Origin of the sequence: Bradyrhizobium symbiodeficiens (assembly GCF_002266465.3) — a bacterium.
GTDB classification, from domain to species: Bacteria; Pseudomonadota; Alphaproteobacteria; order Rhizobiales; family Xanthobacteraceae; genus Bradyrhizobium; species Bradyrhizobium symbiodeficiens.
The window spans coordinates 4,583,433-4,607,453 of the sequence record NZ_CP029427.2; the positions used below are offsets into that span (position 1 = coordinate 4,583,433).

Below are 24,021 nucleotides of genomic sequence, written 5' to 3' on the forward strand. Positions count from 1 at the left end.
GGACGTCAAGCGGATAGGCACGCGCGTGGTGAATAGGCTCGCGCATGATGAGATGGGCTCACGCGTGGCGATTCGCCCGCGGGACGCCTCGTCCCTATCCTGCCAGCAGCTGACTTAAGTGGTTGATTTGACTGGCAGGAGTGGCAGGGCTCGAACCTGCGACCCCCGGTTTTGGAGACCGGTGCTCTACCAATTGAGCTACACTCCTACAGACCCCGCGTCGCCGCTTCGGATCAGGCCGCTTTCAAGCACAGGCGACGGCCGGTTTGCAAGGGTGAACCGCGCCGACTTCGCTTGTTTGTACTGGGGTTTCTGGGCCACACTTGTCTCCCGACAATGAAAAACAATTGGGAGCGCCCATGACCGCCACAGCGACCGCTACAGCCGCCTCACAGGCCACGATCGGGCCGCACACCCCGCCCTTGCCGGAGGCTCGCCCGGAGACGCTCGGGCTGTCGCGCCCGCGCCTCCAGGCCATGTCGGATGCCTTCAAGCGCGAGATCGACAAGGGAACTGTCCCCGGGGTCACGGTGCTGGTAGCGCGGCGCGGCCAAATCGGCTGGTTTGAGGCACTCGGCAGGCAGAGCCCGGCGGCCGCCGCACCAATGACGCGGGATTCGATCTTCCGGATCTTCTCGATGACCAAGCCGATCGTCTCGGTCGCCATCATGGCGCTGGTCGAGGACGGCCACCTCCTGCTCGGCGACGCCGTCGCCAAGTTCATCCCGGAGTTTGCCAGCCAGCAGGTCGGCATCGTCAAGGACGGCAAGCTGGAGTTGGTGCCGCCGGTGCGGCCGATGACCGTGCAGGACCTGCTTCGCCACACCTCGGGCCTGACTTACGAGCATCAGGGCGACGGCCCGGTGCACAAGCTCTACCAGGAGTCCCGCGTCCGCAGCCGCAAGATCACCAATGCCGAGCACGCCGCTCTGGTCGCGAGCTTCCCGCTGGTCTGCCAGCCCGGCGCGGAATTCAACTACAGCCGCTCCACCGACATCCTCGGCCGCATCATCGAGGTCGTCAGCGGCAAGTCGCTCGGTGCGTTCCTCAGCGAGCGCGTGCTCGCGCCGCTGCAGATGGCCGAGACGGGCTTCTCGACCTCCGAAGCCAATGCGGGCCGGCTTGCCGAGCCGTTCGCGGCCGATCCGTGGACCGGCGACAAGGTCGCGCTGTTCAACATGCACGAACAGCCGGTGATGGAGTCAGGCGGCGGCGGCCTTGTCTCGACCACGATGGATTATGCCCGCTTCTGCCTGATGCTGCGCAACGGCGGCACGCTCGACGGCAACAGGATCATCGGCCGCAAGACGCTGGAGTTGATGGCGTCCGATCACCTCGGTCCGCAGGTTGTAACCAACGGCACCCTGCTCTCGCCCGGCCATGGTTTCGGCCTCGGCTTTGCGGTGCGCCGCGAGGCCGGCATCGCACCGTTCCCCGGCAGCGTCGGCCAGTATTTCTGGAGCGGCATTGCGGGGACGTTCTTCTGGATCGATCCGCAGGAGGATCTGTTCGCGGTGTTCATGAGCCAGGGCCCCGGCCAGCGCGATTTTACGCGGACGCTGGTGCGGGACCTCGTTTACGCGGCGGTGGAGTAGCGCGCGTTCAGGCGCTGGCCTGTCGAACGGACGACTCTGGCGAGATAATATGATCGTCGCCCTGCGCCATCGAGACGATAATCTGCGTCGCTTCGCGCAAAGAGGTGGCGAACAGATCTGCCTTCCCGGTCTCGCGCAACTCGTCGATATTGGTGACCCCTTCGGCCCAGCATCCGATCATGATGGCGGCGCCGGGCAGCTTGCGCCGGAGCCGCCGCACCGCATAGCGCAGATGCGCGGGGCTGGTGATGCCGATGTAGCTCAGGCAGACCAGCGCCACGCCCGACGTCTCGAGGCGGAAGATGTTGGCCGTCGACAGCGCTTCGGGACCTTCGACGCGGCTGCCAACGCCGTGCGCACGGCAGAGCTGCGCGAGCATGATGGCAGCAGCCTCATCGAGCATGGTCCGGCCGCCGATGCAAAGCACGGCATGTTCGCCGCGGAATCGCTCCGCGACCGCCTCCGGATCTAGCACGGGGATGTCCGGCTGATCGCTGGAAGGCGCGACGGCCTCGATCGCATCGACAACCTCGGCATCTGCGACCTGCCCGTTACCGACGGGGTGGCCGTCATCCTGATCCGAGAGATCGTCGACGAATTCGATCACCGTGTCGCGGATGCGGGCGAGCCGCGTCTGGTCCAGCGCGGCGCGGTCGAAGTCCGATTGGGCGAGCTGCATGCCCTTGATCGCCACTTCGTCGTAATAGGCCGAAAGCGACCGCTCCTTCAGAAACAGTTCGGCCTTCTCGGCCGCCTCGGTCGGATCGCCCGCCAGCATGCGTTGATAGAAGATCTCGGCGGGTGCGAGCGCCGGACGATCGCCGAACATGACGTCGAGGAAGGAGAGCCGTTCGACGTGGCGACCCAGCACGACGAGACAGACGGTGAGAGGCGTCGCGAGCACCAGTCCGATTGGTCCCCAAAGCGCGGTCCAGAACGTCGCGGAGACGACCACAGCCACCGGCGACAGCCCGGTGGTGCGGCCATATAGCAGCGGTTCGACCACATGTCCGACCAAGGGCTCGATGACGAAGAACAGTGCCGCGGTCCACGCCAGCATCCACCAGCCCGGATCGACCGCCACTGCGAGCGCCAGCGGGAACGCGGCCGCGATGATCGAACCGATATAGGGCACGAAGCGCAGCACGGCTGCGAGAATGCCCCACAGCGCCGCGCTGGGAATCCCGATCAGCCACAGGCCGCTGCCGATCAACACGCCAAATCCGGTGTTGAGCATGAGCTGGTTGAGGAACAGCCGGCTCAGTCGTGCCGCGGCGTCGTCGAGCGCTGCGGTGGTGCGCTGCAGGTCATGAGAGCCGGCCAGCCTGATCAGGCGATTGCGCAGGTCCTCGCGCTGGATCAGGATGAAGATCACGAAGATCACGATGATCCCCGTCGTCGCCAGCGGCGATACCAGGGGTGCGATCAGCGAGCGCAGGCTCTCGAGTGCCCCGGGATCGGGCTGCAGCACCTCGACCGGGACCGGCTTGACGCCGGTCTTGGCAGCTGGGCCTGAGGTCAGCGGATTGGCCGGCGCCACGGATTTGGGCTTGTCCAGCTCCTTGCCGAGGTCCTGCAGCATCTCTGCGGCTCGCTCCAGCGTGGAACTGCCGCCGGCGACGCCGCGCACCGACTGGATCTTGGAGAGGATTGTGGTCTGGTACTTCGGCAGATCTCCAGCCAGCCCGCTGAGCTGCGTTGCGATCACGCTGCCGAGCGCGAAAATCACCGCGAAGGCGAACAGCACGACCCCGACCACCGCCGCCGCGCGCGGAACATGAAGACGCTGAACCAGCCTGACGGGCGCCGCAAGGACGAAGCTCAGCAGGATGGCGAGCGCGACGGGGACGAAGATCTCCCGTCCCAGGTAAAGCGCCCCGATGATGATGATGCTCAGGATCGCCACGCCGACCGTGACGACGATTGCCAAGACGTCGTCAGTCGATTGCGGCTTGATCACCGGAGGGATCATCGGACTCGCTTCTGGTCCTGGCGTCATGCCCCAGGACTGCGCGGTCTAACGGCCCGGCATGGGGTTAGTTCCTGCTCACCCATGCCCTGCGCCGTTGCGGGCCGCCTTCAGCTGATCGTCGCGCCGCCGTCGATCACCATGGTCTGGCCGGTCATGAAGTCGCCGGCCTTCGATCCCAGGAACACCGCCGCGCCGGCGATCTCGTCGGGGATGCCGATGCGCAGCAGCGGTGAGCGTGCGGTCGAGGCTTTCAGGTTCTCCGGGTTGTCCCACAGCGCCTTGGCGAAGTCGGTCTTGATCAGGCCGGGCGCGATGCAGTTCACGCGGATATTGTCCTTGCCGTATTCGCAGGCGAGGTTGCGCGCGAGCTGCATGTCGGCGGCCTTGGAAATCGCATAGGCGCCGAGGATGGTCGAGCCTTTCAATCCGCCGATCGAGGAGACGATGATGATGGAGCCGTCCTTGCGTTCGATCATCTGCGGCACCACCATCGAGATCAGCCAGTTGTTGGCGACGATGTTGTTGTCGAGGATCTTCCTGAACTGATCGTCGGAGATGCCGGCGAGCGGGCCGTAATACGGGTTCGAGGCGGCGTTGCAGACCAGCACGTCGATCTTGCCGAAGGCGCGGTTGCTCTCGTCGACGAGGTTTTGCAGATTCTCTTTCGACGAGATGTTGGCGGCGATCGCGACCGCGGTGCCCTTGCCGTATCTGTCGTTGATGCCCTTGGCCACCTGCTCGCAGACGTCGGCCTTGCGCGAGGAGATCACGACCTTGGCGCCGTGCTCGGCCATGCGCTCGGCAATCGCAAGCCCGATGCCGCGCGTCGATCCCGTGATAACGGCGACTTTTCCCTTCATGTCGAACAAGGTCATGTGTCTCTCCCAGAGTATGATTTGAATTGGCCTGAGCTTATGCCGCGGTCGCGCGAGCGGACAACGGCTCAGGCGAGCTTCTTGACTTCCGGTCCCGCGAGTTGATGCATCGCCGCATGCGCGTCATCCGCGATCCAGGGCTGCTGGTTCACCATCGGCAGGCGCCAGACCGTGCGTTCGGGGCTTGCAAAATGATCGATGCGCGTGATCGAGCAATTGTCGATGTCGAACGACAGAGCCTTCTCAAGCTGACCCTCGAGTGCAAGTCCGAGCGCCGCCTTGATCGTGCCGCCATGAGCGACCGCGATCACGTCCTGCCCGGCCGCCTCGGCGTTGATCCGCTCGATGGTGCGGCGCGTGCGGTTGTAGAGGTCCATGAAGCTTTCGCCGCCGGGCGCGGGCTCGTTGATGTCGGCGAACCAGCTCGAGCCGACGGGGCGGCTCGCGATGAAGGCGGCGCGGTTCATGCCCTGCCACTTCCCGAGATTCTGCTCGGCGAGATCTGCTTCCCATGGCATCGACGCAGGCTTCGGGTAGCCGGCCGCCCAGATCGCTGCCGCGGTCTGGTGCGTGCGCATCAGATTGCTCGAATACCAGACCGCCTTGCGCGGCAGCACCTTGGCAACGGCATTGAACACGTAGGTGTCGCTGGTGTCGCAGGCGAGATCGCTCTGCCCGTAGATATTGCCACCGTCATTGCGTACCGGCGCGTGCCGAACCCACCACCACCGTGTCGTGACCACATTGGGCTTGTCTGCGCCTGCCATCGAAACCCTTCCATCCCGTGTGATGTCGCTGTACGTCAGGTGTGAACGTGTCTCAAGACACTTTACCGTTTGAAATCTTGTTTGAAATTCCGTCGCGCGGCAAGCGTCGCGCGAGCCACCAGAGGGAGAAACGCATGGGCCGCCTGCAAGGCAAATCCGTCATCATCACCGGCGCCGGCAGCGGCATCGGCCGCGCCGCCGCGCTGCTGTTCACCCGGGAAGGCGCCAAGCTGATCGCAGTCGATCGCACCGAGGCGGTGAAGGAGACCGTCGACGAGGTGAAAAAGGCCGGCGGCATCGCGGAAGCCATGATCGCGGACGCAGGTTCCGAAACCGACGTGATGGCCGTGATCGACAAGGCGGTGAAGACGCATGGCCGGCTCGACGTGATCTGGGCCAATGCCGGCGTCTCCGGCGGGCTCGTTCCGCTCGGCGAGCAGACCGTGGAGCAGTGGCAGGAGGTGTTGCGCATCAATCTGATCGGGCCGTTCCTCGCCGTGAAGCATGCGATGCCGCACATGGTGAAGCAGCAGTCCGGCGCAATCGTGCTGACAGCCTCCGTCGCGGGCCTCAAGGCCGGCGCCAGCGGACATCCCTATGCCGCGAGCAAGGCCGGCGTCATCAGCCTGGTGCAGACCACCGCGTATTCGCTCACTGGCACCGGCGTGCGCATCAACGCGGTATGCCCGGGCCTGATCGAAACCGGCATGACCAAGCCAATCTTCGACCGCGCCAAGGAGCGCGGCACACAGGACAAGATCGGCCAGCTCAATCCGCTCAAGCGTCCCGGCCAGCCGCACGAACTCGCGGCGATGGGCCTGTTCCTGGCCAGCGACGAAGCCTCGTATGTGAACGGCCAGGCGTTCCCGGTGGACGGCGGCCTCACCGCGTCGATGCCGTATACGGGCAAGCCGGTTTGACACTCGCGTGTCCCGGACGCGCTGCAGCGTACTTACGCTGCTGCGCTCGGCCGGGACCCAGCAGGCCACGGCACCCGCTGATGCATGGGCCCCGGCTCTGCCGCACATCACTTCGTGCAGCGCCGCGTCCGGGGCACGAGACCTTTGTTCAACGACACACATGATTGATCATCCTCGCGGCGCTTTTCGCCCGAGCTTTGCCTGATCGCTTCGCCCTCGATTGGAAAAGGGCGCAGGGAAGACCGGGCGCCGGCTGGCACCCGCGGTCCACTGTGCGAAGGTTGCGCTACAAGAAGCTGCACAGCGGCATACAGGTGTAGCCAGGACATCCCGGCCTTCCCTGCGCAGTGGCTTTACGGCTTATGTCGTGATCTCCCCGGGGAGCGTTGCGCTATTGCCCCCGTCGCCTTGCGGATGGCTGACGCACGCATCCGGTTGGACGACATACATCACCACAAGACTTGGCGCACAGACCCCGGGCGCCAGGACCACACGATTTTGCCGTACGCCGATTACACCGGTCGTGTGCGCGAGGCGCCTTGCTCACGGTTGCCCGCCCTGCAAAACCCTTCGCGCCGATGTCATCTGCGTCCACCGCCGCCCGGCCCGCGTTCGTGACGATCGCGATACGCCCCTCTTCCTTGGGCCGGGTTGAGGCGACACATACGCCCTTTCCGAATTTCGGTAAAGTGGAATATTTTCGGCGTGAGCGTTGACCGATCCATGGCGTGTTTTGCCCGTCGGGCAACGCAAGGGATTGTAGCCCGGATGAGCGAAGCGACATCCGGGATTCGCGGCACGAGCGGTCCCGGGTATCGCTCCGCTCACCCGGGCTACTGGTCTCTGGGCCTATGTTGATTTGCCCGCCCGGCCCTCACGTTGGTATGGTTCCTGCAAGCACTGGGCCTCCATCCCCTGACAGAACGAGACAATGCAGAGCTCAAGACCCGACCGGATTCGAAAACTCCTCGCCGACCTCGTCGCCTTCGACACCGTCAGCGATCGCACCAACCTGCCGCTGATTGCACACATCGAGAGCTATCTCGCCGGGTTCGGCATCAAGGGCGAGCGCTTTGTGGACGCAACCGGGCAAAAAGCTTCGCTGTGGGTCACGATCGGCCCCGCGGACCGCCCGGGCCTGGTGCTGTCGGGCCATACCGACGTCGTGCCGGTGGTGGGCCAGGACTGGAGCCATGATCCGTTCAAGCTGGGCGAGCGCGACGGCAAGCTCTACGGCCGCGGCACCACCGACATGAAGGGCTTCGTCGCGGTGTGCCTTGCCATGGTGCCGGAGATGGTCGAGGCCAAGCTCACGACGCCGATCCATCTCGCCATCTCCTATGACGAGGAGATCGGCTGCGTCGGCGTCCGGCCGATGCTCGGCGAGGTCGCGAAGAAACGGATCAAACCGCTCGGCGCCTTCATCGGCGAGCCGACCGAGATGAAGGTCATCATCGGCCACAAGGGCAAGCACGGCGTGCGCGCGACCTTTCACGGGCTCGCCCGCCATTCCTCGATTGCGCCCGACGGCGTCAACGCGATCGAATACGCGGCCGAGCTGATCGTCGAGATCCGCCGCCGCGCCGTGGCGCTTGCGGCCGTGCGCGCAACCGACAGCCTCTACGACGTTCCGCACTCGACGCTGCTCACCAGCATCGTGCATGGCGGCGCCGCACTGAACATCGTGCCCGATACCTGCACGGTGGATTTCGAATGCCGCGGCATCGGCATCACCGAGTCGCGGGAGGTGACGGATGCGATCGTGGCCTGGGCCAAGGCCGAGCTTGAGCCGGCGATGAAGGCGCGACATCCGGACTGCGGCATCGATTTCGAGGAGATCCTCGACTACCCCGCGCTCGACACCGCGGCCGACGCGGCGATCGTCACGCTCGCCAAGAGCCTCGCGGGGCGCAACGACCACGCCAAGGTCGCGTTCGGCACCGAAGCGAGCTTGTTTGCCAGCATGGCCGATGTGCCGTCAGTGGTGATCGGCCCGGGCTCGATCGCGCAGGCGCATACGCCGGATGAGTTCGTGGAGATGGCGGAGCTGGAGAAGTGCGCGGGGTTCGTGGAGAAGCTGATCGCGCATTGTGTGAAGACGGCGTCGTAGGCGATGATGCCGGTAGGGTGGGCAAAGCGAAGCGTGCCCACCGATTGCGCCATAGATCTGGAAAGATGGTGGGCACGGCGCTTCGCGCCTTTGCCCACCCTACAAGAGCACTTACACCGCGCCCGCCTTTTGCGCGTATTCCCATGACGCCTTCGACAGCGGCACGGTGCGCTTGGCTGACTCCAGCGCCTTGGCGTTCGCCGCGGTGCCGTCACGGACGCGGCCGGCGATGCCTTGGGTGATGCCGGCGAGGCGGAACAGATTGTAGGCGAAGTACCAGTTCAGATCGGGCACCGTCATCTTGGTAACGTTGCAATAGATCTGCGCCGCTTCTTCCACGCTCGGAATGTTGAGCGTCTTGAGGTCGGCACCGTCGAGGCCCGGCATGACCCACTGCATCAGCAGATAGGTGAAGTCGGCCATGGGATCGCCGAGCGTCGACAGTTCCCAGTCCAGCACGGCCAGCACGCGCGGTTCCGTCGGATGGAAAATCATGTTGTCGAGGCGATAGTCGCCGTGCACCACGGAGACGCGGGCCTGCTCCGGCACCGTGCGCGGCAGCCATTCGGCGACCTTCTCGAACTCGGGAATGTGCTGGGTCTCGGACGCCCGATATTGCTTGGTCCAGCGGTCGATCTGGCGCGCGAAATAATTGCCGGGCTTGCCGAACTCGCCGAGGCCGATCGCCGTGGGGTCGTACATGTGGAGTTTCGCCAGCGTCTCGATCTTGCTGGTGAAGATCTTGCGGCGATCTTCCGGAGTCTGGCTCGGCAACGTCGGATCCCAGAACACCCGGCCCTCCTCCATCGACATGATGTAGAAGGCAGCGCCGATGACACCGTCGTCCTGGCACAGCGCATAGGCGTGCGCGACCGGGAAACCCTGCTTGCCGAGCGCTGCGATCACGCGATATTCGCGATCGACCGCGTGCGCCGAGGGCAGCAATTTGCCGAACGGCTTCCTGCGCATCACGTAGGAACGCTTCGGCGTGTTTAGCCGGTAGGTCGGATTGGACTGGCCGCCCTTGAACTGGAGCACGACCAGCGGCCCCTCGAAGCCTTCGACGTTGTCGCGCATCCAGGCTTCGAGCCGCATCTCGTCGATACGATGCCGCTCCTCGACCGGCTTGGTGCCGGAGAATTCTTCGTCTTTCCTGACGCCGTCAGCCACGGTGACGCTCCCTCTTCAGTCCTGACCATTTCAGGTCGAGCATGATCCTAATCGGTAACCGCTGACGCACTTGCGTCAAGCGGTCATTCCGAATGGGACCATGCCCTGTCGTTTCTTCAGGCCGGGAGCGCCGCCGGGCTCTCCCTCCCAAAGATTCCGTTCCGATAAATCGGAACGGAATCCCTGGATTCTTGTCTTGACGCGTTTTCTAGCGCGAACCGGTATCCACTTCGCTTTAAAACGCTCTTAGTGCTTGGGAGAGTTGGCATACTTCCGAACCTCGAGCCTGGCAATGGCGCGATTGTGCACCTCGTCCGGACCGTCGGCGAGCCGCAGCGTGCGGATGCCGGCGTAGTCCTTGGCCAGACCCGCTTCGTCCGAGACGCCCGCGCCGCCGAAGGCCTGGATCGCCTCGTCGATGATCTTCAGCGCCATGTTGGGCGCTGCGACCTTGATCATGGCGATCTCGGCCTGCGCGGTCTTGTTGCCGACCTTGTCCATCATGTCGGCGGCCTTGAGGCACAGCAGGCGCGTCATCTCGATGTTGGTGCGGGCCTCGCCGATGCGCTGCTCCCACACAGAGTGCTCGACGATCTTCTTGCCGAACGCGGTGCGCGACATCAGGCGCTTGACCATCTTCTCCAGCGCTTCCTCGGCCTTGCCGATGGTGCGCATGCAGTGATGGATGCGTCCCGGACCGAGGCGGCCCTGCGCGATCTCGAAGCCGCGGCCCTCGCCGAGCAGGATGTTCTCCTTCGGCACGCGCACGTTCTCGAGCAGCACCTGGGCGTGGCCGTGCGGCGCGTCGTCGAAGCCGAACACGGGCAGCATCTTCTCGACCTTGATGCCGGGGGTGTCGAGCGGAACCAGGATCTGCGACTGCTGCTGGTGCTTGGCCGCCTTGAAATCGGTCTTGCCCATCAGGATCGCGATCTTGCAGCGGGGATCGCCGACGCCGGACGACCACCATTTGCGGCCGTTGATGACGTAGTGATCGCCGTCGCGCACGATGCTGGTCTCGATATTGGTCGCGTCCGACGAGGCGACAGCGGGTTCCGTCATCAGGAAGGCCGAGCGGATCTCGCCATCCATCAGCGGCCGCAGCCATTTGCGCTTCTGCTCCTTGGAGCCGTAGCGCATGAACACTTCCATGTTGCCGGTGTCGGGCGCGGAACAGTTGAACACTTCCGAGGCCCAGGAGATGTGGCCCATCTGCTCCGACAGCAGCGCGTATTCGAGATTGGTCAGTCCCGCGCCGCGGAATTCATCGTCTTCATGCTCGTTCGGCGGCATGAACATGTTCCAGAGACCTTCGGCCTTGGCCTTCTTCTTGAGGTCTTCCAGCACCGGGATGACCTTCCAGCGCTCGCCGGCCTTGTCCTGCTCGTTATAGATCGGCACCGCCGGACGAACGTGCTTGGTCATGAACGACTGCACGCGGTCGAGCCATTCCTTCTGCTTGGGGGACAGATCGAAATCCATGGGACGCTCCTCGGTCTCTCTTTGCAAAGCTGTTTTGACCGAACTGTCCTCCCGCCGCGCGCGGCCCGCAAGCGAATGCGCGTGCGTTGACGCGCGAGCCTTGCGGACGCTTCGGAACCTGTTCGCGAGTTGCGAACGAGTCCCGATTGCGGATTGACATCTCCGGCCTTCAAACGATAGTTTCATACAACTGTTTGAATTGCAACTCCCTCCCCTCAGGGGCATCCATGGCCAGCGATCATACGAGATCTGCCATTCTCGCCGCCGCCGAACGGCTCTATGCCGATCGCGGTTTCGGCGACGTGACGCTGCGTGACATCGTCGCGGAGGCGGGTGTCAACCTCGCCGCGGTGAACTATCATTTCGGCTCGAAGGATGAACTGATCGCGGAATTATTCGTCACTCGCTCGATCGCCACCAACCGCGAGCGCCTGCGCGAATTGAAGGCGGCGGAAGAAGAAGGCGGCGGCCGTGCGCCGATCGAGGTGATCCTGCACGCCCTCGTCGGGCCGACGCTGCGCGGCTGCCTCGGCCCCGAGAACCAGCGCTCGACCGCGGCGCGCTTCATGATCCGCGCCTCGATCGAATCCGTGCCGCCGATCCGCCGCATCAAGAACCGCGAGATCGACCATTTGCGCAAATTCGCAGGCGCGATGCGCCGCGCCCTGCCCGACCGCAGCGACGTCGATATCTACTGGGGCCTCAACTTCGCGCTCGCGATGGCACACCACACCATCCGCGAAAGCGAGCGGCTGACGAAGCTGTCGGAAGGCAAATGCGACCTCGACGACGTCGAGGACGTGGTCGCGCGCGTCGTCAGCGTCGCGACGATGGCGCTGACGGCGGGACGGAGTGAGGCGAAGGCGCCGGCAAGGGCGCTGGCAAGGGACGCGCGCTGACAGCGAGCGCACGCCTCGTCCTTCGAGACGACCGCTTCGCGGTCTCCTCAGGATGAGGCTGAAACCAGCCTTGTCGCTCCTGGAGTCTGTCGCCGCGCACTCCGGCCTCATCCTGAGGAGCCCGCCCCGGCGGGCGTCTCGAAGGATGGCGGCAAGGACGCCAGGGGCTGTTGGGGCGAGTCACATCATCGCGATGCAGTCGATCTCGACGTCAAAGGGGCCGAACCATTCCGGCGTGCAGACGAAGATCCGCGCCGGCGGATCGTTGGGGAAATAGCGGGCGTAAACCGCATTGAACGCGGCGAAATGTTTCGTCGAGGTGCAATAGACGTTGCATTTCATGACGTTGTCGAGCGAGGCTCCGGCCGTCTGGAGGCACAGCTTCATCTGCTCCATGACGATCTCGCTCTGGCGCTCGATCGGCATTTGCGCGATTTCGCCCGTCTCCGGGTCGAACGGCGGCAGGCCGGCGACGAAGATCATGTTGCCGGCGCGCGTCACCGGCGAGACCGGTGCGTTGCGGCGATCGAGAAAGGACGAGATCGGTTCGACGCGGAGCGCTTCGCGTTTCATGGGCGGCCACCTTCGGTTCGAGCGGGAACGACGCCTGACTACACGATGCTGCAGCCGGCACGCTTCGCTTTTCGTCGAAGTGTAGTTGGAGCCGCGGGCTCAGGCCCGCTGCGGCATCTCCTCTGCCTCTTCCTTGGCGAGCAGGAGCAGCATCTCGATGCCCATGTCGCCTTCCTGCGGCGAGCGGATGAACTTTATTTCGTCCGAGCTTTGCCGCAGCGCGGCAATGATGGCGATGGCTTGATTGGCCGTTGCCGCCTCGGTCGCGAGAACTGCCTTCTGGTTCTTGGCCTGAAACCCGATCGTGTAGGACATTCACTTCCCTCCCGACATTCGCGGAGAGATCGAATCAGAGTCGGGCGCGAAGCGGAAGCCTGTGCGACTACGGACCGGGATTATCTGGGGATGGCGCGCAAGCCTCAGGCAAGGCCGAGCATCACGCGCGCCTCGTTCGCAGTCGCAACACTCGCACCGAGACTCCCGAGGATGCCTGCAGCATGCGCGACCAGCTCGGCATTGGTCTTCGCCAGCACGCCCCTGGACATATAGAGATTGTCCTCCATGCCGACGCGGACGTGGCCGCCGAGCAAAAAGGTCTGCGCCACCATCGGGAATTCGGCGCGGCCGATGCCGAAGCCGGACCAGACCGCACCCGGCGGCAGCAGGCTGCGGGCGTAGAACATCGTCTCCGGCGTCGCCGAGAAACCGTACTTCACCCCGAGCACGAGCGAGAACAGGCCCGGCCCCTTCAGCGTGCCGTCGGCGAACAGGTCGCGCGCCAAGTGACAATCGCCGGAATCGAACAGCTCGATTTCCGGCAGCACGCCGGCCGCCTTCATCCGCTCGGCCATGATGCGGACATTGCGGGGGGTGTTGATCACGACCTCGCCGCCGGAATTCATGGTGTTGAGATCGAGCGTACAGATGTCGGGCTTGAGCAGCTCGATGTGCTCGACGCGCTTCTCGGGCTGAAGCAGCGTGGTGCCGGGGCCGGCGACGCGGGGGTCTTCGACCGAGGGCACGAAGCGCCCGCCCGGACCGGTGGTGAGATTGATGACGAGGCTCTTGTTGCGGGCGCGGATCAACTCGACCACTTCTCGGTAGAGGCCGATCTCCATCGACGAACGCCCCGTGGCGGGATCGCGCACATGGATGTGGGCGATGGCAGCGCCGGCTTCGGCGGCTTCCAGCGCGGAGGTCGCGATCTGCTCGGGCGTGATTGGGAGATAGGGCGACTGCTCGGGCTTGGTGAGATTGCCGGTGATGGCGCAGGTGATGATGGTTTTGCCGGTCATGAGGTTATATGATCCCCTGCTTCTTCAACTCCTCGATCTTCCCAACGTCATAGCCGAGCTTGCCGCCGAGAACTTCCTGCGTGTGCTCGCCGAGCAGCGGCGGGGCGCGATATTCGGTGATCGGGGTGCCCGAAAGGGTCAGCGCGTTGCGGATCAGCGACAGCTCGGGCTCGAACTTGTGCTCGGTCTTCACCCGCATACCGCGCGACTGGACGTGCGGATCGGCAAACACCTGCTCGAAATTGTTAATCGGGCCCGAGGGCACGCCGGCCTCCTCAAGCTTCTCCAGCCAGTAGGATACCTTCTGCTTCAGGAACAGGCCGGCGAAGATCGCCATGATCTCCTTGCCGTGCACGACGCGGTCGTTGTTCTTGATGAAGCGCGGATCGGTCGCCAGCTCCGGCGCGCCGAGCACGGCGCAGGTGCGCTGGAACTGGCCGTCATTGCCGACCACCAGCATCAGCTCGCCGTCGGTGCAGCGGAACACGCCGGCCGGCATGCCGCCGTTGCCCCAGGTGCCGCGCCGCGGCGGCGTCTTGCCGTTGACGAGATAGATCTGCAGCCAGTGCGACAGCGAGGCGATGACGGTGTCGAACAGGCAGACGTCGATGTGCTGTCCCTGCCCGCCATTGACGTCGCGATGGTAGAGCGCGGAGAGAATGCCGATCGAGGTGTTCATGCCGGTCATGTAGTCGACGATTGACGGGCCGACCTTCATCGGACCCTCGCCGGGCTCGCCGTCGATATGACCGGTGACGCTCATCAGGCCGCCCATCGCCTGCAGGATGGCGTCATAGCCGGCGCGCGGCGCATACGGCCCGGACTGGCCGAAACCGGTCACAGAGCAATAGATGATGCCGGGGTTGATCGCCTTGATGGTCTCGTAGTCGAGGCCGTAGCGCTTGAGGTCACCGACCTTGTAGTTCTCCATGAAGACGTCGACGTCCCTGGCAAGCTCGCGGATGATCGCCTGCCCCTCGGGCTTGGCGATGTTGACGGTGACCGACTTCTTGTTGCGGTTGGCGCAGAGGTAGAACGAATTATTGTTGTTGGCCTTGCCCTCGGGATCGGTGAGGTAAGGCGGCCCGAAGGCGCGCGCGTCGTCGCCGGTGCCCGGCCGTTCGATCTTGATCACCTCCGCGCCGAGATCACCCAGCATCTGGGCCGACAAGGGCCCGGCAAGCACGCGGGTGAGGTCAAGGATCTTGATGCCTGAAAGCGGCAGGGCCGACATGTCGATTTCCTCCGGAGAACTGATCTTGGCGCGGCGACGATCGCGGGGCCGCGCTCCCCAGCGGATACACCATTTTGGCGCCCTGAGCACTGCACTCCGCTCATGCGGCTATCCCGGCCGCGACGGAAGCGCGCATCGCGGCCGAATTCCGCGCCGCGAATATCGATTCAGGTCGCCGCCGCGACCGCCACCCTCGGCCGCCGCCGACCGAGCAAGACCAGGATCAGCACTGCCGCGCAGGAGAACACAAAGGTGAGACCAAGCGCGCCGCGGCCGCCGAACTGGGTGAGCAGACCGGCCAAAAGAGGTGGAGAGAGCGCGGACGCGAGATTGAGCGGCAGCGCGATCATCGACGACGCCTTGGCGAATTCGGTCTGGTCATAGAAAACCAGCGGGATGGTCGCTCGCGCCACCGCCATGGCGCCGCTGCCGGCGCCGTAGAGCAGGATGAAGACCGCGACCGCCCAGATCGCCCCTTCGCTCAGGATCAGGAGCATCATGGCGACAGGCAACGCCGTGCCCGCGACGAGCCCGGTCGTGATGCCGTCCCACCGCCCGCCGCCGAGGAAGTCGAGCCCTCGGGCGCTGACCTGGATCACGCCGAGCATCGAGCCGAAGGCGATGGCCTGCGCCGGCGCCAGCCCCTCGGCCCGCAACAGCTCTATCAGGATCGCGCCGAGGCCGAACTGGACGAAGGCATTGAGCGTGATCGCGCTGACGACGAGGTTGAACGTGCTTCGCGGAATCGCGGCGGCCTTGGACGGCTTAGACAGCTTGGACGCCACTCCGGCGCCTTCCTTCACCACACGTTGGCGCGGCGTGCCAAAGGCAAACAGCGGCAGACAGATCAGGATCAGCATCGCCGCATAAACGAGGCAAGTGACGCGCCAGCCGAAATGGCCGCTGAGAAACGAGGTGGTCGGCCAGAAGACGCTGCTGGACAGGCCCGTCACCAGCATCACGGCACCGATGGCACTCTTGGCCTGTCGCCCGGCAATCTCGTTGAGCAAGATGTAGGCGCCCGTCGAGAGCGTGGCGCTGCCGCCCATGCCGAGAATGACCCAGCCAGCGAAATACAGCATCGGATCGTGCGCGAAGAACAGGACGACGTAGCCGGGCACCATAACGACCGTACCGACCATCATCACGTTGCGGGCGCCGTGCCGCACAAAAGCCTTGCCGAGCCAGGGCGCGCACAGCCCCATCGTGACATAAAACACCGAATTGCCCGCGAACACGGCCGGCAGGCTCAAGCCGAGATCGGCCGCAAGGTCGCGGCCGACCACGGCCGGGAGGCTAATCGTAGCCCATCCAATGAGCTGGGTGATCGCGAGCACCAGCAGGACGCCGATCAGCCTGCTGTCAGATTTCAAGAACCGCATTCCAAACGTCGCCTGCCCGGCGGCGCAGATCGCGCCGGCAAGCATGTCTTACCTGCAGATCGAGGTCACGGGAATGTCGGTCCGGATGGGCACTGCTGCGTCCGCCGCAGAGCAGCCGTCCTCACGCCGTATGTCCGGGATCGACGTGCTTCGGCGTCTTCTTCTCGCGCTGCGGCGTCATCCTGGCCGGATCGGGCGCACCGGGCACGCCGCGGGGACCCAGCTGTTCGCGCTGGATGTCGTCCTCGGAACGGGATGGCTCGACGCCGTTCGGCTGAGGGGACTTGGTCATCGCGTTACTCTCCTTGTTCGGTCACGCCGCTAAGGGGCCGCCTTGAACCCGAGCGTGCCCTCGCCCTCCTCGCGGCCGGGCACGCTGACGTGAACTTCATGTCCCTGCCGAATCGCCAGCGTCGCGGCCAACACCGCGGACTCGAACGCCGCTTCCTTGGTGGCATACCGGTTCTTGACATCGCCGTCGTGAAGCACGCCCCACTCGTCCTCGACGGAAACGATGGCATATTGTGCAAGGCTCATTGATCACTCCTGACGCTGCGTGAGTTGGGGATGCGCGGCGGTGACGCGCCAGACGGTGTTGCCGCTGTCGTCGGCAATCAGCAGCGCGCCGCTCTTGTCCAGCGCAACGCCGACAGGACGACCGCGCGCCTGATTGTCCTTGTTGAGAAAGCCGGTGACGACGTCCTGCGCCGGTCCTGAGGGCTTGCCGCCCTCGAACGGGACGTAGACGACCTTGTAGCCGTTCAGCACTTGCCTGTTCCAGCTGCCATGCTCACCGACGAAGGCGCCGCCGCGATAGGCGGCGGGCAGGCTCGTGCCGGCGGAGAACACCATCCCGAGCGGAGCGACGTGCGAGCTCAGGGCATAATCCGGCATGATCGCCTTGGCGACCAGATCCGGCCGTTGCGGCTTGACGCGGGGATCGACGTGCTGGCCGTAATAGCTGTAGGGCCAGCCGTAGAAGCCGCCGTCCTTCACTGAGGTCATGTAATCGGGGACCAGATCGGGCCCGAGTTCGTCGCGCTCGTTCACCACCGTCCACAGCGCACCGGTCTGCGGCTCGAAGCTGAGCCCGTTGGGATTGCGCAGGCCGCTTGCGAACACGCGCCAGCGGCCGCTGGCACGGTCGACGTCGAGGATGGCGGCGCGGTTGTGCTCGGCCTCCATGCCGTTCTCGGTGATGTTGCTGTTAGAGCCGACGCCGGCATAGAGCTTCGAACCGTCGGGGCTGGCCACGAGGCTCTTGGTCCAATGGTGGTTGATCGGCCCGCCCGGCAGCGGCGTCAGCACCGTACCCGGCGCGGTGATCCTGGTGTCGCCCTCGGTGTAGGGATATCTGACGATCGCATCGGCATTGGCGACGTAGAGCTCGTTGCCGACCAGCGCGATGCCGAACGGCGAATTGAGATGGTCGAGGAAGACGCCTTGCGTATCCGGCACGCCGTCGCCATTGCTGTCGCGCAAGAGCGTGATGCGATTGCCCGGCCCGGTATCGTTGCCGCCCGAGGTCGCCCAGGACTCGATGTAGCCCATGACGATCTCCTTGGGGCGTTTGATCCCGGCACCCTTCGGCGCCTTGGATTCCGCGACCAGCACGTCGCCATTGGGCAGCACGTAGATGAAGCGCGGATGCTGCAGGCCGGTCGCGAAGGCCTTGACCTGCAGGCCCTCAGCCACATCAGGCGTCTCGTCTTTCTTCCAGCCGACGATGCGCGCGATGTGCATGGGCGGCAGCAGATATTGCTGGATTTCGGGGAGTTTCGGTTTGGCGCCGATCTGCACTTTGGGATCACCGCTGCCGTCGTCGCAGCCGCCCAAGAGCAGCACGGAGGAGCAGAGGAGCGCGCGGGAAAGCTTCGACATCATCGCGCAACTCCCACGCCGTGACGATACACCATGGCCCAACCGAGCCAGCCGGTGACGAGCAGGATCAGGACGGTGAGGAGTGAAAGAACAAGGCCGATGGGCCACACCGAAGTCCAGCCGTCGCGGGTGTGGATCAGCGTGTTGACGATCGCCAGGACCAGCGCCACCGCATTGCCGATCAGATGCGGCCAAGCCGGCGTCTGCGCCCGCACCAGGCGATTGCCGAGGAAATCGGTCAGGCCCGCGATCGCCGCCACTACCCCAAAGATGACGCCGACAACGAGCAGCCACGCAGAAAAATCCGCCCACATGATCTCGGCGCTGGCGACATAGGCGATGTCGGTCAGCAGCGCTCCGATGAAGCACGCGATCGGGATCGGCACCAGCATCGGATGAATGGGATGACCCGCGATCTCAGCGGTGGTGCGCACGCGCACGTCGTCTCGCACGGTTGGCCTCGTGTGACTATCGGTCCTGCCCGATTGCCAACCCGTGCGCGGGACGATGGTTCCTAGCTGCGCCGCAGACCCAGCCTTTCGCGGACCTCGTCGTCCTCGATCGCCTGGTCGCGCCGCGCATCCTTGCCGGCCTCGAAATCTTCCGCGATCGCCTCCAGCGTCCGAAACGCATCCCCTGCGCCTGGCGCCGCCGCGAGGTGAGCAAACGACTGACCGTTGACCGTGAGATCGGCTTCGCCCCAAGGCGTAGTGTCGATCTCCAGGCGGTCACCGCCGGCATTTGCGGTGAAGTGCTGGACGGTGGATTTGGAGGTCGGCAGCGTGAGATCCGGCGTCCAGTCGATCGGCTTGTCGGTCATGTCGTGGTTCTCCCGCAGTTGCAACCAATGGATAGACCATCGGGTACCGCCGGCATTGACCTGGATCAGCCTGGGATCTGCCATCCTCGGGGCGAGCGCGACGCGAAGCAATTTGCATTGGTCCCCTGTTAAAGGCGGACCTTTGAGGGATCGCGATGTCAGTTCAAACGTGCCGAGTAATGCCGACTTTTCAGGCGACCGTTGTTCCGTGAGACTTCAGGTCTCCGGCTAAACATGAAATGCCATCGAAGCAGCTCTACCGTCACCCATGCTTATCTTGTGCATGTTTTGGCTGCACTGACCAAGCGGCTGGCTCGTCGTCTTTGTCTGCTTCGGCCGCTGCCGCGGTCGCCTGCACTTTGCCGGGCTTGTGATGGGCGGGCGCATAGATCGCATAAACCTGCATCGGCGTTGCGCCTACGTTGGTGATATTGTGCCAGGTCCCCGCCGGAACAAGCACACACCAACCGTCCGAGACTTCCTTTTCAAAAGTCAGTTCGTCTTTCGCGGCTCCCATCTGCACCCGGCCGTGGCCAGCGTCGAGGCGCAGAAACTGGTCCGTCTCCGGATGCGCTTCCAGGCCAATATCTCCGCCGACGGGGATCGACATCAGCGTCACTTGCAGATAGCGCCCGCTCCAAGCGACCGCGCGATAATCTGTATTTTCCTTCGTCGCGTGTTCAATGTTGAACGATTGCGGCTTCGGGCCAATGTCATTGATCGCCATTTCAGACTCCATTCTGGCCGCTGCAATGCAACGAGCGAACCGGGATAATCGCAGGCTTCGCGGCGAATCCATTGCGACAGATCAAGGAAGCCAAGGGACGCCTATCCGGACCGGACTCACGCAGACTCCCCAAGCTGCGGCGGGTGCCGATCAAGCGTGAAACGCACTGAGTTTGGAGAACTTGCTTTTGGCAACTGATGCGCATGACGGTGGTTACTCACATGAGTTTTCTGCTGACTCCGTTAATTGCCTTGCTGCTTTGCGCTCCAAAGTACATCGACGGAACGATGACCCTCGGCGAGGTCGTCCAGGCCGCCGCGGCATTCGTCGTCGTCCAAGGCGCCTTCAGTTGGATTACCGACAGCTCTGGGGCGATCGCCGAGTGGACTGCTTCGGCCAACCGCATCGCTACTGCTGGCGCTAGACCAGATCGGTGGGTAGGCAAGTTCCAGCGCTTCGCGGCAGTGCATCTGGAAAGACAGAGACCAGACTTTGATAGCACGATCTGCTTCTTCGTAAAGGTCATGCCGATCTGCTTTGGCTAGCGTCTGGCAACGGCCACAAGCTTGATCGGAATCAAGACACACCCGGGCTGCGGCCGTAACATCAGGCGAGCGCAGATTTGCTCTGGACGGATCAAAACGGCTGATCCAAACGCTGAGGGAGACACCCATGAGCCGTCCCCGCCACAACGAGACCCACCTGGTCGATCGCATAGGATGGCTCAGGGCCGCGGTGCTTGGCGCCAACGACGGAATCATATCAACCGCTAGCCTGATTGTCGGAGTAGCGGCAGCTGCGGCGAAGCAGAACGACGTGCTGATTGCAGGGGTCGCGGGACTGGTCGCCGGCGCCATGTCCATGGCCGCAGGCGAGTATGTCTCTGTGAGTTCGCAGTCCGACACTGAGAGAGCGGATGTCGCAAGAGAACGAAGCGAACTGCGCAGTAATCCCGACGGCGAACTCGGTGAGCTTGCAGAGATCTACGTCCGGCGCGGGCTCGACGCTGACCTTGCCCGGCGAGTTGCAGCGCAACTGATGAAGAAGGATGCGCTCGGCGCCCATGCTCGCGACGAACTTGGCATTTCAGAGATGACCACCGCACGGCCCGTGCAAGCAGCTGTAACTTCGGCCCTGACATTTTCGGTAGGAGCAGCAATGCCATTGCTGATGGTCGTCGTGTCACCTTCGAACGTGCTGGTCCCGGTTACGTCAGCGGCGTCCCTGGGCTTTCTTGCGTTTCTCGGCGCGGTCGGCGCAAAGGCAGGCGGTGCGAATATCCTTCGCGCGACGATCCGGGTCACGTTCTGGGGAGCATTGGCACTCGGCATCACCGCTGGGATAGGAAAATTGTCTGGCGCGATACTCTAGAAACCAGACTGATGCTCTATCTTACTTTCCCAGAATACTGGCTTGCCATCGATGTACCCCATCGGAGTCATGATGCTTCGTTGATTGTTGATCTCAGGTTGTATTGTAGCTCATATTTGAGCAATTGGCGTCGCGCCGACGCAACGCGGGGGAATGGGATGCCAGTCTACGATTGTATTCGAAGCGCCGCGCGCGAGAGCGGTGGCAAGTTGATGACGTTTACACTTATGATGAAATTCCTGAGGGGCTTCGAACTCAGGTCGTACATATCTGGGGAGATACCATCGGTATTCCGTATGTCACCTCTGGCCCCAGCGGAACAACCCAAAAAATTCAATCGACCTATCAGCAGATCGCCAAAATTCTGCGGCGTGAATACCGTGTATTTACTTTGACAGAGACCAACCGGGATCCAGACGAAGATCGACATGCCTTCGATGAACTGAAGCTATGGTTTCTTACGGAGGGAAACACCGATCGAGTCTTGGACGCGATTGAACTAACTGCCAGGAAGATCGAGCGAGTTTGTTCACGTCACGACTACATATCCCCTCGCCGGAACAACGAGGAGCTTTGTAAGGATGCAATCGCAGAACTGAACATCCGCTTCAAAGAAAACGGCGTTGGCTACCAGTACTCCGATGGAAGCATTATCCGCGTTGATTCCCAGCTAATACACCCCGAAGCTGTCATCCCAGCTCTGACAGTACTCCGAGATCCAGCATTTGAACGTCGTCGAGCGGTTCTAGATAGCGCGAGTTGAGGTGATAGAAGCCTTGCTTGGCAGCGGGCTTGATGTGTCGCCACCAGGTTGTGCCGTCGGCTAGATGCGAGATGAAATTCTCGTTCTGGCCTTGTCGAAGCAGAACATACTGACTGATCGGCTCCATCGCCTCTTCCCGATATACGAGAAGCCAACCGCGCATCTTACCTTGGTTTATGTCGAGCGCGACTGAGCCGGCCGGCAAGTGGGCGCCGCCAGCGACGCGGCGACCCGTCTGCTCAAACTGGACCTTGTCGTCCGAGGTGATCGAACCTACCACCGGGACGGTCTTTGCGGCCGAGCTGTAGGCGTCTGTAGCGTAACTGAAACCCAAGACTTCCAGCGGAACACTGACGGCTTTGCCGATCTGGTCGGCGCGATCGGTATCGAGCCAGGTATCGCGCTCCTCAAGACGGCGAATGGTTTCTCGGGTCACTCCGACGAGTTTGCCAACGTCCTCGAGTGACATCCCGACACGCCGACGGTAGAAGCGGATCGAGTTTGGAGGAGGGGCGCTGTTGAGGCGACTTTCCTTGTCTCTCTGTCCCTTCCGGCCGGCGTTTAGTCGCGATCTGGGATTGTCCGGCAAGTCGTGGGAAAAGGAGTTCTGCGAATTGGCGAGGGCGCTCACGCCGCCTTGAGATCGTCTAAAGTGATTTTGCTGCGCTGCTGGCAGATGGATGCGACCGTCGAAGCATACCGCTCCGTGATCGCGCGCGACGTCTCAGTGGTCCGTCTGATCAGCTCCCGGTGTTGTCAGCATAGGGCCAGACCGACATCCAGATCGCGCAACTCGGTAGGCAGGTGCCCCAAACCGTGACGAGCTCGATCGCGAGCCACGTCGACGGGGAGAGAGTCGCCCAGCGCCTAGGAGACGGCCATTCCAGGCAAGCCTTGGCGACTGATAAGCTTTCGTATGAAACCTTATCAGTCGATGCGCTGACTCCGTTTTGCGACCGAACCTTATCAGTCAATCGTCCCCTTCGTTTGCGGCGACCCATCCTATCGTGGTCGACCGCACTGAGAAATGCAAAAAGGCGCGTAGCCAACCCAGCTATATTGCACGTGACGTACCATCCCATCTACGAGCCGTCCGCTCATAACGTAAGTATAACGATCGAAAAGATCAAAAAAAATGAACTTGGCGCTTCATTGACCACCTTTTCGCAGCTTGGTCATGGGTTTCGGTGGTCAACCGGTGGTCGGTGGCATGTCTTGTCTTGTCGATCAAAAGAAGAGGCACGCCCTCGCGTCGGTCCAATCCGTCATGGGCAAGTTTGATCTAATCAAAGAGTTTTTCGTCCAGCCCGACTTCGGACCACCTCGTCCCACGACGGTACCGCGATGGAGAATGGAATCTTATAGGGAGAGCTTGTTCAACGATCTTGGTAGCGTTTCCCGGTAGATCACTTTGACGCTCTCGAAAGCTTGACGGATGCACCTCAGCTCCAGGGCGGCGAGACGGATCCCGAGCCCTGCCTGCGCGGGCGACGTGGTCGCTGCCCCATAGAGCCCTCGGATCCCCTCCAGCGCTGTTGTCAACTTCTCTTGGAGATCCGCCAGATCATGACCGGGGGGCAGCACCATGAATGCTGATCCAAAAGCTCCATGGCCGCGAAAGATGCTACGCTCGGGTCGGTATATACGCGTCCGCTCAATCAGCAGCGGCTCGCTACCTGATCTCCTCAGGCAGAACGTCGAAGCCAACTCGCGGAAGTCACGCCCCATACCAATAGGGTCGTGCATCGTGAAAGCATCGAAGATTAACGCATAAGCGTCGGTCGCGCAGTCCAGTTCGATGGTTTGTGACAAGGCCGCGTCGGGAAACAGAATGCGCGGCTCAGGCAGGTATTCGAGGCTGGCGCCGTTCTCCACATGAAGGTTAACGCTCTCCGTAGCGCGAGTGGCCGGCGCCGCTCGATGCACCGATGTCGCGCCCTGGCTGACCAGGCATACGGCCGTTCCGGGCCCAAGCGTGAGGCGCTGCGCGAGATTGTCCCCGCCATGAACCGCCCCGCTTCCCGTCTGGACGATCACGGTGAGGCAATCCGGCCGGTCCCGGTCGATGTGAAAGCTGCGCGTCAGCACAAACGGCCAGGCAAACAGGCGCCGGTCGATCACGGTACGCCCGCCGCGGCGGACGAAGCTCAGATCGAACAATGCACGCTCTCCCGCCGCAACGCCC

25 protein-coding genes and 1 tRNA gene are annotated in these 24,021 nt (G+C 63.3%); 7 read left to right on the forward strand and 19 right to left on the reverse strand.

All coding sequences use genetic code 11. The features are described 5' to 3' along the window. Positions 1 to 132: 132 nt before the first annotated feature. Positions 133 to 208 (reverse strand) — tRNA-Trp (locus CIT39_RS21470). Between the two features lie 151 nt (positions 209 to 359). Here CIT39_RS21470 and CIT39_RS21475 point away from each other — a divergent pair. Further along, positions 360 to 1,595: a serine hydrolase domain-containing protein gene (locus tag CIT39_RS21475; RefSeq protein WP_094972028.1), complete on the forward strand. Its 1,236-nt coding sequence runs from the start codon at positions 360 to 362 to the stop codon at positions 1,593 to 1,595. 7 nt (positions 1,596 to 1,602) lie between these two features. Here the strand turns inward: CIT39_RS21475 and CIT39_RS21480 are convergent, their stop codons facing one another. From CIT39_RS21480 to CIT39_RS21490, 3 genes are all read right to left on the reverse strand, one after another. Then, on the reverse strand, positions 1,603 to 3,567 hold the full coding sequence (locus CIT39_RS21480) for an AI-2E family transporter (protein WP_094972029.1): 1,965 nt from the start codon (positions 3,565 to 3,567) through the stop codon (positions 1,603 to 1,605). A 107-nt stretch (positions 3,568 to 3,674) separates the two neighbouring features. Next, positions 3,675 to 4,442 (reverse strand): SDR family NAD(P)-dependent oxidoreductase, encoded by a 768-nt coding sequence (locus CIT39_RS21485; RefSeq protein WP_094972030.1) that lies wholly within the window; start codon positions 4,440 to 4,442, stop codon positions 3,675 to 3,677. 68 nt (positions 4,443 to 4,510) lie between these two features. Then, entirely contained in the window at positions 4,511 to 5,209 is a 699-nt protein-coding gene (locus CIT39_RS21490; protein ID WP_162308606.1) for a histidine phosphatase family protein, read from the reverse strand. Between the two features lie 134 nt (positions 5,210 to 5,343). On the opposite strand from CIT39_RS21490, the gene CIT39_RS21495 reads away from it, so the two are divergent. Together CIT39_RS21495 and argE are read left to right on the forward strand one after the other, a co-directional pair. Further along, positions 5,344 to 6,129 carry an SDR family NAD(P)-dependent oxidoreductase gene (locus tag CIT39_RS21495; protein ID WP_094972032.1) on the forward strand — a complete coding sequence of 262 codons (786 nt, stop codon included), beginning with the start codon at positions 5,344 to 5,346 and terminating at the stop codon, positions 6,127 to 6,129. 931 nt (positions 6,130 to 7,060) lie between these two features. Then, positions 7,061 to 8,239, forward strand: a complete 1,179-nt coding sequence (argE, locus tag CIT39_RS21500) for an acetylornithine deacetylase (protein WP_094972033.1) — start codon at positions 7,061 to 7,063, stop codon at positions 8,237 to 8,239. 111 nt (positions 8,240 to 8,350) lie between these two features. On the opposite strand, the gene CIT39_RS21505 is transcribed toward argE, so the two are convergent. Both CIT39_RS21505 and CIT39_RS21510 read right to left on the reverse strand, forming a co-directional pair. Next, positions 8,351 to 9,409: a phosphotransferase family protein gene (locus CIT39_RS21505; RefSeq protein ID WP_094972034.1), complete on the reverse strand. Its 1,059-nt coding sequence runs from the start codon at positions 9,407 to 9,409 to the stop codon at positions 8,351 to 8,353. Between the two features lie 246 nt (positions 9,410 to 9,655). After that, positions 9,656 to 10,891, reverse strand: coding sequence for an acyl-CoA dehydrogenase family protein (locus tag CIT39_RS21510; protein ID WP_094972035.1), 1,236 nt, complete (start codon positions 10,889 to 10,891; stop codon positions 9,656 to 9,658). A 227-nt stretch (positions 10,892 to 11,118) separates the two neighbouring features. Between CIT39_RS21510 and CIT39_RS21515 the strand changes: the two genes are divergently transcribed. Continuing rightward, the gene (locus CIT39_RS21515; RefSeq protein ID WP_094972036.1) at positions 11,119 to 11,790 is read left to right on the forward strand and encodes a TetR/AcrR family transcriptional regulator; all 672 of its coding nucleotides are present in this window, start codon (positions 11,119 to 11,121) and stop codon (positions 11,788 to 11,790) included. 180 nt (positions 11,791 to 11,970) lie between these two features. Here CIT39_RS21515 and CIT39_RS21520 read toward each other — a convergent pair whose 3' ends face one another. The 11 genes from CIT39_RS21520 to CIT39_RS21570 all read right to left on the reverse strand — a co-directional run bounded on the left by CIT39_RS21520 (position 11,971) and on the right by CIT39_RS21570 (position 19,702). Continuing rightward, positions 11,971 to 12,363 (reverse strand): RidA family protein, encoded by a 393-nt coding sequence (locus CIT39_RS21520; protein ID WP_094972037.1) that lies wholly within the window; start codon positions 12,361 to 12,363, stop codon positions 11,971 to 11,973. Positions 12,364 to 12,462: 99 nt separating this feature from the next. Beyond that, positions 12,463 to 12,678, reverse strand: coding sequence for a hypothetical protein (locus CIT39_RS21525; RefSeq protein WP_094972038.1), 216 nt, complete (start codon positions 12,676 to 12,678; stop codon positions 12,463 to 12,465). A gap of 104 nt (positions 12,679 to 12,782) precedes the next feature. Then, positions 12,783 to 13,658, reverse strand: a complete 876-nt coding sequence (locus CIT39_RS21530) for a beta-keto acid cleavage family enzyme (protein ID WP_094972039.1) — start codon at positions 13,656 to 13,658, stop codon at positions 12,783 to 12,785. A gap of 4 nt (positions 13,659 to 13,662) precedes the next feature. Continuing rightward, on the reverse strand, positions 13,663 to 14,892 hold the full coding sequence (locus CIT39_RS21535; RefSeq protein ID WP_094972040.1) for a CaiB/BaiF CoA transferase family protein: 1,230 nt from the start codon (positions 14,890 to 14,892) through the stop codon (positions 13,663 to 13,665). A 167-nt stretch (positions 14,893 to 15,059) separates the two neighbouring features. After that, positions 15,060 to 16,274 carry an MFS transporter gene (locus CIT39_RS21540; RefSeq protein ID WP_094972498.1) on the reverse strand — a complete coding sequence of 405 codons (1,215 nt, stop codon included), beginning with the start codon at positions 16,272 to 16,274 and terminating at the stop codon, positions 15,060 to 15,062. A 121-nt stretch (positions 16,275 to 16,395) separates the two neighbouring features. After that, entirely contained in the window at positions 16,396 to 16,566 is a 171-nt protein-coding gene (locus CIT39_RS21545; RefSeq protein ID WP_162848664.1) for a hypothetical protein, read from the reverse strand. Positions 16,567 to 16,595: 29 nt separating this feature from the next. Beyond that, positions 16,596 to 16,811 carry a hypothetical protein gene (locus tag CIT39_RS21550; protein WP_094972041.1) on the reverse strand — a complete coding sequence of 72 codons (216 nt, stop codon included), beginning with the start codon at positions 16,809 to 16,811 and terminating at the stop codon, positions 16,596 to 16,598. 3 nt (positions 16,812 to 16,814) lie between these two features. Next, positions 16,815 to 18,158: a PQQ-dependent sugar dehydrogenase gene (locus tag CIT39_RS21555; protein ID WP_094972042.1), complete on the reverse strand. Its 1,344-nt coding sequence runs from the start codon at positions 18,156 to 18,158 to the stop codon at positions 16,815 to 16,817. Then, the gene (locus tag CIT39_RS21560; RefSeq protein WP_094972043.1) at positions 18,155 to 18,607 is read right to left on the reverse strand and encodes a DUF2231 domain-containing protein; all 453 of its coding nucleotides are present in this window, start codon (positions 18,605 to 18,607) and stop codon (positions 18,155 to 18,157) included. The genes CIT39_RS21555 and CIT39_RS21560 overlap by 4 nt, the downstream gene beginning before the upstream one ends. A gap of 62 nt (positions 18,608 to 18,669) precedes the next feature. Next, positions 18,670 to 18,975, reverse strand: coding sequence for a hypothetical protein (locus CIT39_RS21565; protein ID WP_140480222.1), 306 nt, complete (start codon positions 18,973 to 18,975; stop codon positions 18,670 to 18,672). A gap of 262 nt (positions 18,976 to 19,237) precedes the next feature. After that, the gene (locus CIT39_RS21570; RefSeq protein ID WP_094972045.1) at positions 19,238 to 19,702 is read right to left on the reverse strand and encodes a cupin domain-containing protein; all 465 of its coding nucleotides are present in this window, start codon (positions 19,700 to 19,702) and stop codon (positions 19,238 to 19,240) included. Positions 19,703 to 19,923: 221 nt separating this feature from the next. Here CIT39_RS21570 and CIT39_RS21575 point away from each other — a divergent pair, with 221 nt between their 5' ends. The 3 genes from CIT39_RS21575 (at position 19,924) to CIT39_RS21585 (ending at position 21,836) form a co-directional block, all read left to right on the forward strand. Next, the gene (locus tag CIT39_RS21575; protein ID WP_148667335.1) at positions 19,924 to 20,247 is read left to right on the forward strand and encodes a hypothetical protein; all 324 of its coding nucleotides are present in this window, start codon (positions 19,924 to 19,926) and stop codon (positions 20,245 to 20,247) included. 127 nt (positions 20,248 to 20,374) lie between these two features. After that, complete coding sequence (locus CIT39_RS21580) at positions 20,375 to 21,073, forward strand: VIT1/CCC1 transporter family protein (RefSeq protein ID WP_094972047.1); 699 nt, start codon at positions 20,375 to 20,377, stop codon at positions 21,071 to 21,073. A 172-nt stretch (positions 21,074 to 21,245) separates the two neighbouring features. Further along, positions 21,246 to 21,836 carry an AbiJ-NTD4 domain-containing protein gene (locus CIT39_RS21585; protein WP_162308607.1) on the forward strand — a complete coding sequence of 197 codons (591 nt, stop codon included), beginning with the start codon at positions 21,246 to 21,248 and terminating at the stop codon, positions 21,834 to 21,836. On the opposite strand, the gene CIT39_RS21590 is transcribed toward CIT39_RS21585, so the two are convergent. Further along, positions 21,763 to 22,305, reverse strand: a complete 543-nt coding sequence (locus CIT39_RS21590) for a helix-turn-helix domain-containing protein (RefSeq protein ID WP_094972048.1) — start codon at positions 22,303 to 22,305, stop codon at positions 21,763 to 21,765. The genes CIT39_RS21585 and CIT39_RS21590 overlap by 74 nt on opposite strands. Positions 22,306 to 23,195: 890 nt before the next feature. Beyond that, complete coding sequence (locus tag CIT39_RS21595; RefSeq protein ID WP_094972049.1) at positions 23,196 to 23,996, reverse strand: urease accessory protein UreD; 801 nt, start codon at positions 23,994 to 23,996, stop codon at positions 23,196 to 23,198. Between the last annotated feature and the right edge of the window lie 25 nt (positions 23,997 to 24,021).